This is a genomic window from Kosmotoga pacifica, from assembly GCF_001027025.1.
GTDB lineage: Bacteria > Thermotogota > Thermotogae > Petrotogales > Kosmotogaceae > Kosmotoga_B > Kosmotoga_B pacifica.
The window spans coordinates 2,110,957-2,127,125 of the sequence record NZ_CP011232.1; the positions used below are offsets into that span (position 1 = coordinate 2,110,957).

Annotated in this window: 17 protein-coding genes and 6 tRNA genes; 20 read left to right on the top strand and 3 right to left on the bottom strand. The window is 42.7% G+C overall.

From position 1 onward, the window contains the following. Positions 1-2 precede the first annotated feature (2 nt). Positions 3-1,448 (bottom strand): radical SAM protein, encoded by a 1,446-nt coding sequence (locus IX53_RS10055; RefSeq protein ID WP_047755251.1) that lies wholly within the window; start codon positions 1,446-1,448, stop codon positions 3-5. Between the two features lie 308 nt (positions 1,449-1,756). Between IX53_RS10055 and IX53_RS10060 the strand changes: the two genes are divergently transcribed. From IX53_RS10060 to IX53_RS10085, 6 genes are all read left to right on the top strand, one after another. Continuing rightward, positions 1,757-1,832: transfer RNA gene (locus IX53_RS10060), tRNA-Pro, on the top strand. A gap of 5 nt (positions 1,833-1,837) precedes the next feature. Then, a tRNA-Gly gene (locus IX53_RS10065) sits at positions 1,838-1,913 on the top strand. After that, positions 1,914-1,989, top strand: a tRNA-Arg gene (locus tag IX53_RS10070). A 22-nt stretch (positions 1,990-2,011) separates the two neighbouring features. Then, positions 2,012-2,087: transfer RNA gene (locus IX53_RS10075), tRNA-His, on the top strand. Positions 2,088-2,098: 11 nt separating this feature from the next. Further along, positions 2,099-2,175 (top strand) — tRNA-Arg (locus IX53_RS10080). Positions 2,176-2,215: 40 nt separating this feature from the next. Next, on the top strand, positions 2,216-2,479 hold the full coding sequence (locus IX53_RS10085; RefSeq protein WP_047755252.1) for a stage V sporulation protein S: 264 nt from the start codon (positions 2,216-2,218) through the stop codon (positions 2,477-2,479). A gap of 24 nt (positions 2,480-2,503) precedes the next feature. Here IX53_RS10085 and IX53_RS10090 read toward each other — a convergent pair whose 3' ends face one another. Beyond that, positions 2,504-4,519: an alpha-amylase family glycosyl hydrolase gene (locus tag IX53_RS10090; protein WP_047755253.1), complete on the bottom strand. Its 2,016-nt coding sequence runs from the start codon at positions 4,517-4,519 to the stop codon at positions 2,504-2,506. A gap of 39 nt (positions 4,520-4,558) precedes the next feature. After that, positions 4,559-4,646, bottom strand: a tRNA-Ser gene (locus tag IX53_RS10095). A gap of 241 nt (positions 4,647-4,887) precedes the next feature. Here IX53_RS10095 and rplU point away from each other — a divergent pair. The 14 genes from rplU to gyrB all read left to right on the top strand — a co-directional run bounded on the left by rplU (position 4,888) and on the right by gyrB (position 16,164). Then, a complete protein-coding gene (gene rplU / locus IX53_RS10100; RefSeq protein WP_047755254.1) occupies positions 4,888-5,202 on the top strand; it encodes a 50S ribosomal protein L21 in 315 nt (104 codons plus the stop codon). A gap of 16 nt (positions 5,203-5,218) precedes the next feature. Then, on the top strand, positions 5,219-5,470 hold the full coding sequence (gene rpmA / locus IX53_RS10105) for a 50S ribosomal protein L27 (protein ID WP_047755255.1): 252 nt from the start codon (positions 5,219-5,221) through the stop codon (positions 5,468-5,470). A 33-nt stretch (positions 5,471-5,503) separates the two neighbouring features. After that, on the top strand, positions 5,504-6,028 hold the full coding sequence (rplM, locus tag IX53_RS10110) for a 50S ribosomal protein L13 (RefSeq protein ID WP_047755256.1): 525 nt from the start codon (positions 5,504-5,506) through the stop codon (positions 6,026-6,028). A 13-nt stretch (positions 6,029-6,041) separates the two neighbouring features. Continuing rightward, positions 6,042-6,446, top strand: coding sequence for a 30S ribosomal protein S9 (gene rpsI / locus IX53_RS10115; protein ID WP_047755257.1), 405 nt, complete (start codon positions 6,042-6,044; stop codon positions 6,444-6,446). 62 nt (positions 6,447-6,508) lie between these two features. Next, a complete protein-coding gene (gene dnaG, locus IX53_RS10120; RefSeq protein WP_047755258.1) occupies positions 6,509-8,236 on the top strand; it encodes a DNA primase in 1,728 nt (575 codons plus the stop codon). Further along, positions 8,226-9,428 carry an RNA polymerase sigma factor RpoD gene (rpoD, locus tag IX53_RS10125; RefSeq protein WP_047755259.1) on the top strand — a complete coding sequence of 401 codons (1,203 nt, stop codon included), beginning with the start codon at positions 8,226-8,228 and terminating at the stop codon, positions 9,426-9,428. The genes dnaG and rpoD overlap by 11 nt, the downstream gene beginning before the upstream one ends. Positions 9,429-9,527: 99 nt before the next feature. After that, complete coding sequence (locus IX53_RS10130; RefSeq protein WP_047755260.1) at positions 9,528-9,707, top strand: hypothetical protein; 180 nt, start codon at positions 9,528-9,530, stop codon at positions 9,705-9,707. Beyond that, positions 9,700-10,416 carry an ATP-binding cassette domain-containing protein gene (locus IX53_RS10135; RefSeq protein ID WP_047755261.1) on the top strand — a complete coding sequence of 239 codons (717 nt, stop codon included), beginning with the start codon at positions 9,700-9,702 and terminating at the stop codon, positions 10,414-10,416. Before IX53_RS10130 ends, IX53_RS10135 begins: the two co-directional genes overlap by 8 nt. A 22-nt stretch (positions 10,417-10,438) precedes the next feature. Continuing rightward, complete coding sequence (locus tag IX53_RS10140; protein ID WP_245612723.1) at positions 10,439-11,407, top strand: 1-phosphofructokinase family hexose kinase; 969 nt, start codon at positions 10,439-10,441, stop codon at positions 11,405-11,407. Between the two features lie 4 nt (positions 11,408-11,411). After that, a complete protein-coding gene (locus IX53_RS10145) occupies positions 11,412-11,867 on the top strand; it encodes a CBS domain-containing protein (protein ID WP_047755263.1) in 456 nt (151 codons plus the stop codon). Next, positions 11,864-13,153 carry a tRNA (N(6)-L-threonylcarbamoyladenosine(37)-C(2))-methylthiotransferase MtaB gene (gene mtaB / locus IX53_RS10150; RefSeq protein WP_047755264.1) on the top strand — a complete coding sequence of 430 codons (1,290 nt, stop codon included), beginning with the start codon at positions 11,864-11,866 and terminating at the stop codon, positions 13,151-13,153. The genes IX53_RS10145 and mtaB overlap by 4 nt, the downstream gene beginning before the upstream one ends. Continuing rightward, positions 13,119-13,958 carry an aminotransferase class IV gene (locus IX53_RS10155; protein ID WP_053001298.1) on the top strand — a complete coding sequence of 280 codons (840 nt, stop codon included), beginning with the start codon at positions 13,119-13,121 and terminating at the stop codon, positions 13,956-13,958. The genes mtaB and IX53_RS10155 overlap by 35 nt, the downstream gene beginning before the upstream one ends. Beyond that, positions 13,955-14,251 carry a DciA family protein gene (locus IX53_RS10160; protein WP_047755265.1) on the top strand — a complete coding sequence of 99 codons (297 nt, stop codon included), beginning with the start codon at positions 13,955-13,957 and terminating at the stop codon, positions 14,249-14,251. The genes IX53_RS10155 and IX53_RS10160 overlap by 4 nt, the downstream gene beginning before the upstream one ends. 14 nt (positions 14,252-14,265) lie before the next feature. Continuing rightward, positions 14,266-16,164: a DNA topoisomerase (ATP-hydrolyzing) subunit B gene (gyrB, locus tag IX53_RS10165; RefSeq protein WP_047755266.1), complete on the top strand. Its 1,899-nt coding sequence runs from the start codon at positions 14,266-14,268 to the stop codon at positions 16,162-16,164. Positions 16,165-16,169: the final 5 nt, after the last annotated feature.

Consider the following 16,169-nt stretch of genomic DNA (forward strand, 5'->3'; position numbering starts at 1 on the left):
TCTCAGGCCTTTTTATCAAGGGCGAGCTTTTCTTCGTTGTTTGCGTACCTCCTCATTCTTACCTCAAAGTCGTAAACCCCTCGTTTTGAAGGATGGGTTTCAGCATAACCATGTTCGTACCAGAGCTTGTCGGCATATACTTTCCACTCTTCAGCGAGTTTATCAAGTTCAGGTGCAAGTTCGGTAATGACCCTTTCACTGCCGTCATGTTGAGGGATGGCGTTGAATTTTTTCACCATAGCCCTGAGTACCTTCGGGTTGTCAATGATCGGACAGGGTCTGAAGAGGTTGTTACTATATGGTACCATTCTCTTGTATGCGGCGAAAAATGGAGATTTTAAGATCTCCAGCAGGCTCTTCTCTCTTATACTATCGACAGCGAACTGCTGGAAGACACAGGGTTCTGCGTAACCTTTGGCATTTATATGCAGATACTTTGAACCAGCGGCAAGACAGCCATGAGTCAGGAAGCCATGGTTCCAGAAGTCGGCGACAAAAGCGAATTTACCACCCAGTCTTAGCTCCTCCGTCTTGAAGAACCTCTCGTATCTCTGTTCAGGAGTAGGCACGAGATCCATAGAAGGATTCATACCAACAGGCATGAACTGGAAGACCCAAATATATGAAACTCCGCTTTCCTTCAAGAAGTCCCAGAAGTCGTCTTTCATCATTACATCGTGATTCATCTTTGTGGCGGTAACGGATGCACCAAAAATCACGCCAGCTTCCCTCAGGTTCTTCCAGGCTTCCTGAACCTTTGCAAAGACACCTCTTCCTCTTCTCCAATCGGTTTCTGCTTCGAAGCCTTCCACCGAAATGGCCGGAGTAGCATTACCGAGTTCGGCGAGTTTCTCCGCCTTTTCTTTTGTTATCAGGGTACCATTGGTGTAAATCTGGAAATAACTGTCATTGAACTCTTCAAGGGTTTCGAAAAGATGGGGCCATACAAAAGGTTCTCCACCAGTGATGATGAAGAAATAGATGCCGAGTTCGTTTGCTTCCCGTATGAGGGACCAGACTTCCTCTTTAGAAAGCTGGTATTTTCTTCCATACAACCCAGCGTAGCATCCAACACAATTGAGGTTACAGGCGTAAGTGGGACTGATAACGAGCAGTTTTGGAAGTACTAATTCGTGCTCCATCATCTTTTGCTGTCTGATCTTCTCGCCGACAGCGAACTCGTTGATTACAAGGTTCGTCATTACTTTCTCAACAGCCTTTGGACTGGCTTTCTGGAATATCTCTTTCCACGATTGAATCATCGGGTGTTTCTCTTTGGCCATATTTGCAAGTTTTTTGAGACCACTTTTCGCTGGTTCCTTGCTGAGCGCAGCAACAGTAGCGAAGAGCCTGTACATGGTCTCTTCAGATGAGTTTCTGACCACGTTGCCTACGAACTTACCTGCTTGCTTCAGCATAGACTGCTTCATGTTGTCTACAAACCTCATTTGTTCACCCCCAGAGAAAATTTACTTACCGGTCAGTAAAATAATACATCTTCAATATTTCTGTTGTTATGCATTTTCATTACTAATGTGAAATTCAATCTACTCGGGAGAGGACGAGAACATCATCGATCAATATCGATCAATTCTGGAGGATGGAGATTTTCAGGTTTGAAAAAAGCTTTTTTGACGTTTATTCGGTAACAATCGCAGTTGTAGCGAAAGATTTATGAAGATTTCTTTTCATTAGCGCTTTGGCATGCTTGGGATATTGACGTTTAAGACAAAATCTGATATATTTATTCCAGCGACGGGGAGTAGCGCAGATGGCAGCGCGCCTGTCTTGGGCACAGGAGGTCGCTGGTTCAAGTCCAGTCTCCCCGACCAGGCAAGCGGCTGTAGCTCAATTGGTAGAGCATTGGCCTTCCAAGCCGAGGGTTGCGGGTTCGAGTCCCGTCGGCCGCTCCAGCGCCCGTGGCTCAATGGATAGAGCATCGGACTTCTAATCCGAGGGTTGCAGGTTCGAATCCTGCCGGGCGCACCAAATTTAAACTTCTTTCGTTGTGGTGGCTGTAGCTCAGCTGGCAGAGCGCCTGACTGTGGATCAGGTGGTCGCGGGTTCAAATCCCGCCAGCCACCCCATTTTGTTATGCGCGCCCGTGGCTCAACTGGATAGAGCATCGGACTTCGGATCCGATGGTTGCGGGTTCAAATCCTGCCGGGCGCGCCATCTTCCGGTCATTGCAAGGGACACAAAGGAGGTAGCAACCATGGAGGTCTTGAAGGTAGCATCCAATTCTAAACCCAATGCAGTTGCTGGTGCTTTAGCCGGGGTTATCAGGGAAAAGGGGATTGCGGAACTTCAGGCAATCGGTGCCGGAGCGGTTAACCAAGCAGTAAAAGCCATTGCAATCGCAAGGGGTTATGTAGCTCCTAGCGGTATTAATCTCATCTGTCTCCCATCGTTTGCCGATGTAGAAATCGACGGTGAAGTGAGAACAGCGATAAAATTTTTGGTTAAGCCAAATGAATAAAAAACAGGCTGAAAAGCCTGTTTTTTATTCTATCGTTGCAATCATTACTTCTCCGGGGCTCACCGTCAGGTTTAATGCCCCAATAACTTTCCATACGGAATCATCTTCTCTGTAGTTTCTAAGGCGCCATTTCACATCGTGTTGACCCTTCCAGGTATAGTATCCCAGGTCAATTGATAGTTCTTTTGAATTTGAAAAATCTGCATTAGCAATTACCAAAAGGCCTTTCTTTGAGTCCCAGTATAGATAACAGATAAGGCTAATGTCTCCTTCAAATAATGTTCTTAAATTCTCGGGAGAGATCAAGCTCAGATTTTCCCTTCGAATTCTTGCCAGAGAACTGATCAGGCTTTTCATATTATCGTCGGAATTCCAGTGGAGGGCGTAGTAATCAAAAAAAGCGAGTTTTCCATAGAATCTATCGTCCCTCGGTAACATGTATCTGCCTTCTTTGGTGTTGTCCAATCCAAGGTTCATGGGCTGAACTTCGAATATTTCCTGACCAGAGTTGATGAATGGAATGACATTAGGTAAAAAGAAGTTCAGGGTGGTAGCAAACTTTGAGAAGGCCACCCCACCCTTTCTCGCTGCAGCTCTGGGAGTATCAGGTGTTTCTGCGGCTCCCAGTGCAGGAAGTTTGAGAGAGGGAAGGACGTTATAGCAAAGTTCTTTTAATTTACCTTCCTCGATCCTGGGCTCCATCCACCACGTGTTTCCCAGTATACCGTTATAGCCTGATTCCCTGGACTTCTTATCGTTACTCATAACGAGTTCTTCGGCTATTATGGCGAACGCTGGGTCGGCCTTTCGAGCTTTCATGATTATGTTTTTTTCAAGTTCAACAGGCAATGCGTGTCCCATATCCAGCCTCGCACCGTCGATACCGAAATTCCCATTGAAATAGGGCATTATATTTTCAATGGTGTGCCACAGCTCTTTCATAGGCTTTTTTCCAGGGAAAAGAGAAGCTTTGATTACGTCGTAAAGGATATATGGAGGTTGTGAATTGGCATCGTCAAGGTAATTGGCGGCCTTGAAAGGATGGTCGTGGTAGAACCTCAGAAACGTGACATCATCCCAGCTAGGTTGCGTATCGTTCACCCAGTCGGAAAACCCTGGGGGGGTTATCACTCCAAAAGTATCTACCAGTTCGTTAAGGAAATCTGGATTGTTTCTATTTTTAGAGACGAAATTCTCCCATTTTTCGGGATGTGTAATACTAGGTGCATTTCTGAATTTTTTAAGATGATTTTTCACCGTGGAGTTTTTGTAAATGATCTCAAGATTGTCATCCGAAGGAATTTCAAATCCCAGTTCAGGAATTTTAGGTGCACTATAGCTTTCTAGTTCAGAAACGTCGATCCAGTAGAACCATTCAGGATGCTCCAGAATGAGTTCAGAATCCCGTGCAGAGGTCCTCGGAATGAAGTCGAGTATTATTCTGATCCCGAGCACATGTGCCGCTTCGACAAAGGCCTTGAATTCCTCATTCACATTCATCCCATCAAGCAAGTTGTCATGATAACTGGGATCTATCTTGAAGAAGTTCTTCACCGAATATGGAGAGCCAATTTCTCCCTTTTTGAAGAGGTCACTATATTTTGTTACAGGCAAAAAATATATCGTATCGATACCCATGCCTGACAAATACGGTAACATGAAGATCATTTTAAGTATTGTTCCGCTTTCTGTATATCCTTCAGAATCTATCGGTTCGAACTGATCCGGGTGAAGATGGCCATAGGCAGCGGTAGATCTGATAAATGCACCATAGATGTTTGATTTGTGTATCCAGTTAGGGTTCGTTTCTTTTCTTATCTTTGCCAGCGACTGAAGGTAATTAACGCCCTCTTTCTCTTTTGAAAGAATGTATGAGCAAATGCTGGAACCGAATTCATATGGGTTAACAAAGATCCACTTTCCACTGAGTTTAACTGTTCCATCATAACGTGGTGGAAACCACTCTCTAGGTACGGAATAGTTCACCTTACCGGCTTTGATTCGTTCGTCGAGCAAACTTTTTACCATTTTCAAATACATATCCACACCTCCAAAAAATGAGGGCGGATCACCGCCCTCTGGCGGAGGCGGTGGGACTCGAACCCACAAGGGGCAATGCCCCACCGGTTTTCGAGACCGGCTCCTTAGCCGATTAGGATACGCCTCCGAACAATAAAATTATACCAGACCTCACATACCTGTCAATCCAAAAAGATCTTTGTATTGGATAATATCCTGTCAGAAAGTTTTAGCAACGAAAAAATTAAAGAAAATTTTACCAATTTCCCCGGGTATGCACTTAAAATGTGTTAAAATATCGAGAGTAGTGTTCAACAAAGCTTGAGGCAGGTTATAAAGCCTTCTGGTACCTGACTCAGCTGATTTCTATTGCATGAGGAGGTGTAACAGTGTACGCAGTTATTGAAACCTCAGGAAAACAGTATCGAGTAACTGAGGGTATGACGCTCTGTACGGAGAAGCAACGAGACTACTCCGAAGGTGATCGAATCGAATTTGACAGGGTGCTACTCCTTCGGGATGATTCGGGTACCAAAGTGGGCAAACCTTACCTCGAAGGTGTTAAGGTTATTGGCAAAGTCGTTCGCCACGGAAGAGACAAAAAGATCAGAATCGTGAAATTCAGGCCGCGAAAGAATTACGACAGAGTTAACGGCCATAGGCAGTGGTTCACAGAGATTCTGATCGAGAAAATCGAGTATTAAGGCGGAGGTGAGTTGAATGGCCCACAAAAAGAGCGGTGGTGCAGCAAGAAACGGCAGGGATAGTAATCCCAAATATCTCGGCATTAAACGCGGGGAGAACTCTCTTGTTAAAGCTGGCACTATTATTATCAGGCAGAGAGGCACTAAGATACATCCCGGAAAAAATGTAGGTGTGGGAAGGGATTTCACCCTTTATGCCCTTATCGACGGCAAGGTACATTTCGAAACGAAAAAGAATCGAAAGTACGTCAGTGTGTATGGCGAATAAGGGCTATGGTGTTACCCGAAAGGAGGAATATGAATGAATATACAAAAGACGTCAATGTATAAAATCGGTACCAGACAATTCACCGTTCAAACGAAAAGAAAAGGTGAAATCAAGAAGATCGAGCATTATCTTGCCGATCCGCAGGGTAACAGGGTTGAGAGAAAGTGGTATCTTGTCGATGCAACTGATGTGACCTTGGGAAGGCTTGCGACTAGAATTGCTTTAATCCTTTCCGGCAAGGCCAAACCGACCTACACCCCTCACGTTGATACAGGGGATTTCGTTGTTGTTGTGAATGCCGAAAAAGTCAGACTTACCGGTAAAAAGCTCGACCAGAAAAAATATTATAGACACTCTGGATATCCAGGAGGCATCAAGGAAAGATCGGCTAGAGAAATGCTCAGCAAACACCCTGAAAGGGTAATCAAACTTGCAGTGAAGCGCATGCTACCGAAGACAAAGCTTGGTGACAAAATGCTGAAGAAACTCAAAGTTTACGCCGGACCGGATCACAAACACCATGCGCAGAAACCGGAAGCCGTCGAACTTGTGAAGTGAGGAGGTTAAGTAGATGGCGGGATTGATTGAATATTATGGAACTGGTAGAAGAAAGTCATCCGTTGCTCGTGTCAGATTGAGACCTGGAAATGGGAAATTTAGAATAAACGGGAAAGAATACAATGATCTGAAGAGTTATCTTCACAATGATGCTTGGGTGAGACATGCCCTGAGGCCCCTTATCCTTACCGAAACACTCGGTAAGTTTGATATCGTTATGAGGGTCTCTGGCGGTGGTCTATCCGGTCAAGCTGGAGCAATAAGACTTGGAATCTCCAGAGCTCTTGTTGAGTTCAACACCGACCTCAAACCTCTCCTGAAAAAAGAAGGACTTCTTACCAGCGACTCCAGAGTCGTCGAAAGAAAGAAATACGGCCTCAAAAAAGCGAGAAGGGCTCCTCAGTTCTCCAAACGTTAAACTGCCTTTTTATTGTGGGCCTGTCTTCAGCAGGCCCACTTATTCTGCCCGGTGGTGGTTAAGTGTTCAACAGAGAATTTGTGGAGGAAGTCAAAAAAAGGATTGATATTGTGGCGCTTGTAGAGCGTTATGTTGCTCTGCAAAAGTCAGGCAATTATATGAGGGGTCTGTGCCCTTTTCACAGTGACAGCGATCCATCTTTTTACGTGAGTCCGACCAAAGGGTATTTTCATTGCTTCGGATGTGGTGAATCCGGCGATGCCATCAGCTTTATTCAGAAAATAGAAAACCTCAGTTTCGTGGAAGCCGTTGTAAAGGCTGCAGAATTTGCGGGTGTATCTATCCCCTCTGATTTTAAAATGTCGACAGCGTATGACATCTACACTGAGACGCTTAGTAAAGTAGCCCGAGCCTATCACCAGGAGCTCTTAAACAAAAGAAATGAGACCGTTCTTAAATATCTGGTACAGCAACGTAAGATAACCATGGAAACAATTGATATGTTTCAGATTGGTTTTTCTCCAGAGGACAGAACTTTTCTCAGAAAGCTTCAGTCAAAATATGGAATTTCGAAAGATGATTTAATAAGGGCCGGTGTAGCTCTAAAAAAAAGCAACGAGCTTATAGATAGATTTGCTGGGCGAATAATAATCCCAATTTTCAACGATGCAGGGCGTATAATAGCCTTGGGTGGTCGTATTATAGGGTCATCTACTGGTGCCAAATATATTAATTCACCAGAAACCAGGTTTTTCAAAAAGAAAGAGATTCTTTTCAACCTAGACAAGGCCAAAAAAGCTATTAAAACTCTCGACTACGTAGTGATTGCGGAAGGCTATTTTGACGTGATTGCTCTTTTTGAAGCTGGTATAGAGAATGTGGTCGGGGTTCTTGGAACCGCATTAACCGAAAAGCATTTGATGATCATAAAAAACTACACTACGAATATTCTTCTGTTCTATGATTCAGACGAAGCAGGGCAGAATGCAGCTTTACGTTCCCTCGAACTGGCTGAAAAAATGGGGTTCTCGATAGCTGTGGCTAGGTATATTGATACGAAGGATCCTTCTGATCTTTTCGTCGCGAGGGGCTCAGAAGTAGTAAAGGAAGTTTTGAAAAACTCCCTGCCAGCTCCAGCATTTCGTGTAAAGTACTTCGCAAAAAGAATCGACGTTTCTTCAGGGCCTGGAAAAGGAAAACTCATAAATTTGTTGAAACCAACGGCGATTAAATACAAAAGCGCTGGTGATTCGGCAAGTTATAGTATGTTAATGCGTGCCTTGTCTGAAATCACTGGATATTCAGAGAGCGATTTGATGGGTTATTTTGGGCGTTCGAACTCGGAAATTGAAAAAATTTCTGTTGAGAAGAAAATGCTAACCCCTCTCGAAAGGGAGCTGATGCGTGTTTATTTTTCACACCCCCGTCTGAGAAAACGCGTCGTACGGGCCCTTGAACTATCAGATGTTCACAACCTTAAGAAGTTGGTACCATTACTTAAGAGATCTTTAGAACTCGAGGATCTATTGAAGTCATTGTCAAGAGAACTGGGCGAAGAATTGATAGAATTATCTGAAAATATGATAGAAAGTGAAGTGGCTGAAAAAATCATTCAGGATGTTGAAACACGAGTAGGAGCTTCTTTGATAATGGAACAAATAAAAGAAATAGACAGGAAGATCAAGAGAGTGACTGATCGAGAAACGAAGAATTCTTTGTTGATAAGAAGGCTGGAATTATCCCGCCTGTTGAGGAAAACGCGTGAGGGTGGTGATAACCATGGCAGGTGAAAAGACCAGAAAGGGTGCTTCCAAACAATCGAAAACCAAGAACGAAAACGGAACATTACTCACCAATGAGGGAATTCAGAAACGGATTAAGGAACTATTGAAAAAGGGTAAGAAACGAGGTTTCATTACCTATGAGGATATAGACAATGCCTTCCCACCTGACTACGAGGGTTTTGATTCTTCTCTTGTTGAAGTTATCTACGAAGAATTTGAGAAGAACAAGATCAGAATTCTTGAAAAGTCTCCCGATGAAGAGGAGGAATCTGAAGAAGTGGTGGAGACCGAAGAACTCTCCTCGCTGTTAGAACAGGAAGAACCTGAAATGTACGACAACATATCATTGAAAGATCCGATAAAAATGTATCTCAAAGAGATCGGGAAGATCCCTCTTCTTACCCCGAGCAGAGAACGTGAACTCGCGCGAAGAGCACAGAAGGGCGATCCAAAAGCGAGGGAAGAGTTGATAACTGCCAACCTCAGACTGGTAGTTTCTATAGCGAAGAGATATATTGGAAGGGGTCTATCTTTCCTCGACTTGATCCAGGAGGGCAATATCGGCTTGATAAAAGCGGTTGAAAAATTTGATTGGAAAAAAGGCTATAAATTCAGTACTTACGCCACGTGGTGGATCAGACAGGCAATAACTAGAGCCATTGCCGATCAGGCGAGGACTATAAGAGTACCAGTGCATATGGTAGAAACTATAAACAAGGTTAACAAAGTAATCAGAGAGCATTTGCAGGAGCACGGTGAATATCCCAGCGTCGAAGAACTGGGAAAATTAACTGGTAAACCACCTGAAAAGATAGAAGAAATCCTTGCGGCGTCTAAGGAAACAGTTTCACTGGAGTCTCCTATCAGTGGTGATGAAGAATCGACCATGGGAGATTTTGTCCACGATGAGTCCATTGAAAAACCACAGGAAGCTGCAATGAAAATGCTTCTGAGGGAGCACATAGACCAGGTTTTAGACACACTAAGCCCCCGAGAGGCGATGGTTTTAAAGATGAGGTACGGTCTTCTGGATGGTAAAACTAAAACCTTGGAGGAAGTTGGACAATTCTTTAATGTTACAAGGGAGCGAATAAGACAGATTGAAGTTAAAGCTTTACGAAAACTTAGACACCCTTCAAGAAGCAAACAGCTCAAAGCCCTTGTTGGAATGCTGACTAGCTCAAAATCCGAGAAATAGGCCCTTTTTTAATTAGAAAAGTCTCCTTAATTTTTATATCATTGGTTGTAAAAGTGACCAGAGTATAATATCAAAAGGACTGTGAAGGGACGTGAGAAAATGGGGCCTAAAAAGATCCTGACAAAAATAGCCACGAGTCCAAAAATTCTTTCACAAATAGATCTGATTAAGCGTGCCATGAGAGGTGACGAAATCGCAAATAAGGAAGTCGTAAGACGGCTTTCAAGCTATATGAATACAGAAGAAAAAAACGGGAAGGAAGGGCAGTCTCATGAATGAGACTGCTTTTTATTTGGAACATTTTGATCTTAAAATCAACGGTAAAAATGAGCTCGATGATATCACTCTCACTATAAAACGTGGGGAAATAACACTCATATATGGTCCAAGAAACTCCGGTAAATCTTTATTGCTGAGATCTTTTATCCATTTGAATGAAGAACTCTTTGACAAAGTCGAAGGAACCGGACGAATCGAGTTTAACGGTATACCTGTTCAAGAATTACCTAGAAGAGAGTTAAGACAAAAAATAGCTTATATCGACACTTCTTTTTTATACGCCATGGACAATTTCACCATCATCGAATTTTTTAAATTTTTAAAAGGCAAGGACTTCAGCTTCGAAGACCTTACAGACGAAGAGCTGGACTTATTGCGTCTCCTTGGGCTTCAAGACATCCTTCATCTAAATCCAAAAATCAGTTTACATTCATTGCCTTCAGCTGAAAAGCTAACCCTTCTCATTTACTCTACACTCATAAGGAACCCGGAAATTGTCATTATTGACAACGTTTTAGACCACCTTGATGACCAATCCTGTGTGGTTGTTAAAAACCTCCTTCTCGACTCCAAAGGTGACCGGACACTTCTAATTTCTTCGCGTTTTTCTCACAGGCTTTTAGACATTGCCGATTTGTTGATACATCTAAAAAATGGTAAAATTTTATATGCAGGTAATCCAGAGAATTTTGTGATGACAGGCAGCTGATTACACAGTACGAATACCGGAGGTGTACCTCTTGCAAGTATTAACAGTTTCACTGAACCCTGCACTTGACAGGGAGGTTGTTGTTAGCAATTTTAGAATCAACGAACTGCACAGAATAAATAATCAGAAATACTCGGTAATGGAACCTGGCGGAAAGGGTATAAACGTATCTCTCATTCTCTCGGGGTTGAAAATCCCAAACATGGCTATGGGATTTCTAGGAGGATTCATTGGTTCCATTGTTGAACAAAAACTACGAACTCTAAGTGAGTTCATAACGACAAACTTTGTATACGTTGAAGAAGAAACCAGGGAAAACCTTGCAATAATTGATCCTTCAAACGACACTATAACGGAAATAAACTCATTGGGGCCAAATATCGACGAGAGGGCTCTGATGCAGTTTGAAAGAAGATATAGTGTTTCATTAAAGAGGGCTGAATGTGTTGTGATGTCAGGCAGTATTCCGCCAGGTGTACCGACAGATTACTATTTAAAACTCGGTATGCTTGCAAAAGCCGCCGGTAAGATAGTAGTGTCTGAAGCCATCGGCGAACATTTTGAGATAGCGGTGAAAAATGGAGTATTCACCGTAGCGAAACCTGATTTAAGAAGCCAGAATAATTATCTTGGTGGAAACCTGAATACTTTGGATGACTTTGTTGATGCGGCTATGGAAACTGTGAAACTGGGGAGTAAAATGGCCATTCTTTCTTATAGGATTGAAGGCGATGTTATTGCCACTTCCGAAGGTGTATGGATGCTTAAAGCTAAAGCACATATCGAGAGGTCACACCTTCTTGGAACGGGCGATAGCTTCGTGGCTGGTGTAGTGTATAAATTACTGAAGAATAAAAACGAGTTCCTCGAAGCAGCAAAGTTGGGTATGGCAGCCGCGATCGCTGAGACAAAATTCATAGGCAAAGAATTTATCTCGATTGAAGATATAAGCAAGTGCACCGATGCCTTTGAGATAAGTAGATTGAGGTGATTCGATGAAAGTTTATGACGCGATGATCAAAGATGTATCAGCTATTTTTGAAGATGAGACGGTTGAAGAATTTGTGATCAATTGTATAAGAAAGATGCGATCTGGTTTTCCGGTAGTTGATGAATATTTTCGTGTGGTGGGCTACATAAGTGAAAGCGACATCATAAATAGTGCCCTTCCAAGTTATTTTTCATTACTGCAGAGTGCATCTTTTATACCGGACACCCATCAATTTGTGAGAAGGATAGGTGAAATCAAAGATGAACCCGTTTCAAAGTTCATGGTGACTCCCCCCATAGTGGTGCATCCTGAAGATACGGCGATCCATGCTGCCGATCTTCTAATAAAGAAAAAGCTCAAGGCCATTCCCGTTGTGGACGATGACCACAGGCTTCTCGGTGTTTTCACAAGAATAAATCTAATTCACGTATCTCTGGAAGGAAAGATGAACAATAAATGAAGAAAGTATCTATTTTTACCCTCGGTTGTAAGTTAAACCAGTATGAATCACAGGGGATGGCAGAGAGACTTAATGACCAGTTCCTTGTGGCTTTTAACAATGAAGAAGCTGATGTGTATATTATCAACTCCTGTACTGTTACCGCTGAAGCTGAAAGAAAACTCAGACAACTTTATCGAAGACTGAAGAAAAAGTCTCCCGGTAGTTTATTTGTGGTTGTTGGCTGTTATTCGGAGACCAGTCCGAATGAGTTAAAACAGCTGGGGTTTGATCTCGTAATGGGAGTCAAACAAAAAAGGAATATAAAAGAAGCACTCCTGAATCTTCTAGGGAGCAACGGTTCTGTACACTATCACAAAGCTGAGTACTTCAGAGTGAGTTCCAGTCCTGAGGGAAGAACAAGAGCGTACATTGGTATAGAAGACGGGTGTCTGAATAGATGTACTTATTGTCGTATAAGGCTTGCCAGAGGAATACGCATTGAAAGCAAACCACCTGAGCTCGTAGTGGATGAATTCACGAGACTTATAAATGCCGGGTTCAAAGAGATCGTTCTGACAGGTATCAACATTGGCTATTATGGTTACGACCGGCGTACTTCTTTGACCGAGTTGCTCAGTACATTGATTTCGATAGATGGTGAGTGGAGGATAAGACTTAGTTCTCTTGATCCCAGATTGATCAATGATGAATTAGTTGAATTGATAACCAGTAACCCAGATAGAGTAGCACAACACCTTCATCTTTCACTTCAGAGCGGTTCTGATAGGGTGTTGAGCTTGATGAGAAGGGGTTATACACGGGCTAAGTATATATCAGTAGTCGATGCCTTTCGTCGGGTTAATCCCAGATTTGCTTTCACAACAGATGTTATAGTCGGGTTTCCTGGAGAGACAGAAGAAGATTTCAAGGATACCCTAGAATTTGTTCGAGAGGTCGGGTTTCTAAAGGTACACATATTCAGGTTTTCACCGAGGCCTGGTACGGAGGCTGCGGATATGGAGGGTCAGCTACCGGGAAATGTAAAGAAAAACCGTGCAACGATTTTAAAGAAAGTTGCTGAAGAGAGTTCAAAGAGATATCTCATGAAACATATAGGACTCGAGAGTAAGGTTCTCATTGAGAGAAAGGAAAGCGGTTATAGTCTCGGATACGATGAATATTTTATTCATCATAAAATTTCCGGGATATTCCCACAAGATTTCGTCACCGTGAGAACACACGAGATTCTTGAATCGGAGGCATTTTCCAGTGCAGAATTACATTGCAAATCAGTGGCAATTTGACGAAGACACTTCGATTAATATCAAATCGGAGTGGTTTATAAAGGGGCTTTTACTCTATGAGGTTGTGAGGACTTACAACAGACTTCCCTTTGCGCTGAAAAAACACTACGATAGGCTCCTTAATTCAGCCAAATTGATTGGTATCGAAGATGGCATTCCGGACTTTGAAAAGCTCGTTTCCCTTGTCATGGAAGGGATAGAGAGGAACAAAGTAGATGGTGAATTGAGAATAAGGATCGTATTAGCCGGGAAGAATTTTCTGTTACTCTTCGAGAAACTCCCTGAGATGTCAAAGGACATCTACGAGCTTGGAGTAAAAGTGGGAATATCCCCGTTCATTAGGCCTTCGGAAGCCATAGTACCTGGAATGATAAAACTGATCGGTACACCATGGAGTTTTCTGACAAGAACCCATTTAGGCGATTGCTACGATTTGTTACTTCTTAACGAGAGGGGAGAACTTTGTGAAGGGTCATTCACCAATGTATTTTTGGTGAGGGATGAGAAACTTATTACCCCTCATGAAAGCTCTGGACTTTTGCCAGGAATAACCAGAGAGAATGTACTCGAATTGGCGCGAGCAATGGAGATGGAAGTCGAAGTGCGAAGAGTTATGTCCTGGGAACTCTTCATAGCCGATGAGGTGTTTTTAACACATACAAGTGCTGGTATTGTTCCTGTTAGACGGATAGAAAACAAGATATTGATCGAGGAATTTCCTGATGGCTATACCCGGATCCTCATGGACAATTTTGAAGGATATGTCATGACGAAAGAGGACAATTGGAAGGGGATATCATTTTGAAAAGGAGTTACAAACTTCTATCCGATGTTCTTGATGAACTTTCAAGAACCAATCCCCTTTTGAAGAAATTGAAGATCTTAAGACTAAAAAATGAATGGCCGGAAATTGTTGGAGCTGTTGTTGCGCAGCATTCCAGGATCGTTGATTATTCTGAAGGAACACTTGTCGTTGGTGCTGACGATGGTGTCTGGCTCCATGAGCTTTCCATAAAGAAAACAGTCATAATGAATAAAATCAATAAATATCTCGGTTCAAGACTCGTGAACCGCATAAAATTCATTCCCAAGAGATAGCTGGAGGTGTACAAATGTCAGAAAAGGGTTACAATGCCGAGAGTATAAAAATACTTAAAGGACTTGATCCTGTAAGGAAAAGGCCTGGTATGTATATAGGTTCGACTGGAAAAGCAGGTCTTCATCATCTTGTTTACGAAGTCGTTGACAACAGTATCGACGAAGTTGTTGCAGGCTATTGTGATCTGATTGAGCTTACTATCTTTGAAGATGGTACAGTGAGAGTTATTGATAATGGAAGGGGTATACCGGTGGATGTGCATCCAGATACCGGAACGAGTGCACTGGAAGTCGTCATGACTACTCTTCACGCTGGAGGAAAGTTTTCGAAGGATAGTTATAAAATAAGTGGAGGATTACATGGAGTCGGTGTCTCCGTTGTAAACGCACTTTCTGAATGGCTCGAAGTAAAAGTTCACAGGGATGGAGAAATTCACCGTCAACGTTACGAAAGAGGCGTGGCTACCACACCTGTGGAGATCATTGGAAAGACTGATAGAAGGGGAACAGAGACCTGGTTCAAGCCCGATAAATTGATCTTTACTACTACAGATTTTGACTTCGACATTCTGGAATCCAGATTGAGGGAGCTCGCATTTTTAAATCCTAAGGTGAAAATAATCTTCGAAGACAAGAGAATAGGTGAAAAGCGAGTATTTCACTTCGAAGGCGGTATAGTGGAGTTCGTTAAGTTCATGAATAGAAAGAAGACCCCTATCAACAAGCGACCTTATTATATCGAGGGAGAATTCAACGACATAAAAGTGCAGCTTGCTTTACAATATACAACCTCTTTTGAGGAACATATTTTGACTTTCGTAAACAACATAAAGACTGTCGAAGGTGGTACACACCTTACGGGATTTAAGACAATTCTGACCAAATTGGTGAACGATTATGCGAAGAAGTTCAATATTCTTAAGGAAAAGGATCCCAATCTACAGGGCGAAGATGTGAGAGAAGGATTGACAGCTGTTTTGAGTGTCTTTGTTCGCGAGCCACAGTTTGAAGGACAGACCAAAGCAAAACTTGGGAATGAAGAAGCGTATGAAGCTGTTATTAAAGTCCTTAGAGACAAGTTATCAGAGGTTTTTGAATACAATCAGAAGGAAGTAAAAGCCATCATTTCAAAAGCAGTTGATGCAGCTAGAGCAAGACTCGCAGCAAAAAAAGCTCGAGAAATGGTACGGAGAAAGAATGCGCTGGAAAACACGACGTTGCCTGGGAAGTTAGCAGATTGTATCTCTCAGGATCTCGACAACACTGAATTGTTCATCGTCGAAGGTGACTCTGCCGGTGGATCTGCAAAACAAGCCAGAGACAGAGAATTCCAGGCAATCCTTCCCCTGAGAGGGAAAATATTGAATGTGGAAAAGGCGAGCTTTGAGAAATTGCTCAAAAATGAACAGATAAACAACATCATAATAGCTGTTGGTACTGGAATAGGTGATGACCTTAATCTGGATAAACTAAGGTATGGGAAGATAATTATAATGACCGATGCTGATGTTGACGGTGCTCATATAAGGACTCTCATCCTCACGCTTCTGTATCGTTATATGACTCCACTGATATCAACAGGTAGGGTTTACATTGCTCAGGCTCCCCTTTACAAAGTTGAAGTAAATCGTAAGAAGTACTATTTCTATTCCGATGAGGAACTGGAAGCTTTTGTGAAAGAAAACGGAGATAAGCGGTTCCATATTCAGAGATATAAAGGTCTTGGTGAAATGAATCCTGACCAGCTTTGGGAAACAACTATGGATCCAGAGAAAAGGAAATTGATTAGAATAGAGATGGAAGATGCCGAAGAAGCGGATAGAGTTTTCAGTATTTTAATGGGAAGTGAAGTAGGAGAAAGGCGCGATTTCATCAAACGGCATGCTCTGTCCGTCAATAATCTCGACATATGATGCGA